The sequence below is a fragment of the Mesorhizobium sp. M5C.F.Ca.IN.020.29.1.1 genome (assembly GCF_003997375.1).
Lineage (GTDB): Bacteria > Pseudomonadota > Alphaproteobacteria > Rhizobiales > Rhizobiaceae > Mesorhizobium > Mesorhizobium wenxiniae.
In genome coordinates this window covers 1-818 of the sequence record NZ_RZSW01001089.1, presented here as the reverse complement: position 1 = coordinate 818, position 818 = coordinate 1, and the positions used below count along the sequence as shown (strand labels likewise).

The window sequence follows — 818 nt, the reverse complement described above, 5'->3', positions numbered from 1 at the left end:
GTGCAACATTAGATCTTGGCCCAATTTGGCACGCAAATCCAATTGCGGGCGCAAACGCGCGAACTCCGGTGCTTTCGACGTGTTGCGTTGCAGATATTTCGCCTTTGCCGGCACTGAGAAAACCTAAAGGAGTTTGCAATGTCCGAAGCTGCGACAAAAATGGAATTTGGCGGCAAAACCCACGCGTCGACTGCGAAACTTGAATTCGGCGGCAAAACTCACGAGCTCAAGGTGCGAAGCGGCTCGGTCGGACCGGACGTCATCGATATCGGCTCGCTTTACAGCACCACCGGGGCGTTCACTTATGATCCCGGCTTCACTTCGACGGCAAGCTGCGAGTCGGAAATCACCTTCATCGATGGCGATGCCGGCATCCTTTTGCATCGCGGCTATCCGATCGACCAGTTGGCCGAGCATGGCGACTTCCTCGAAGTCTGCTACCTCTTGCTCTACGGCGAATTGCCGACCAAGGCGCAGAAGGACGATTTCGACTACCGGGTGACGCGCCACACCATGGTGCACGAGCAGATGTCGCGCTTCTTCACCGGCTTTCGCCGCGACGCGCACCCGATGGCGGTGATGTGCGGCGTGGTCGGCGCGCTGTCAGCCTTCTATCACGATTCCACCGACATCTCGGACCCCTACCAGCGCATGGTCGCGTCGATGCGGCTGATCGCCAAGATGCCGACGATCGCGGCGATGGCTTATAAGTACCACATCGGCCAGCCCTTCATTTACCCGAAGAACGAGCTGAATTTCGCGGCCAACTTCCTACATATGTGCTTTGCCGTGCCGTGTGAGGAATACAAGATCAATCC

General features: G+C 57.2%; 1 protein-coding gene. It reads left to right on the top strand.

All coding sequences use genetic code 11. The features are described from left to right. Positions 1-138 precede the first annotated feature (138 nt). Positions 139-818 (top strand): citrate/2-methylcitrate synthase (locus EOA85_RS36390; protein WP_281033840.1); only part of this gene is annotated, 680 nt, incomplete at its 3' end.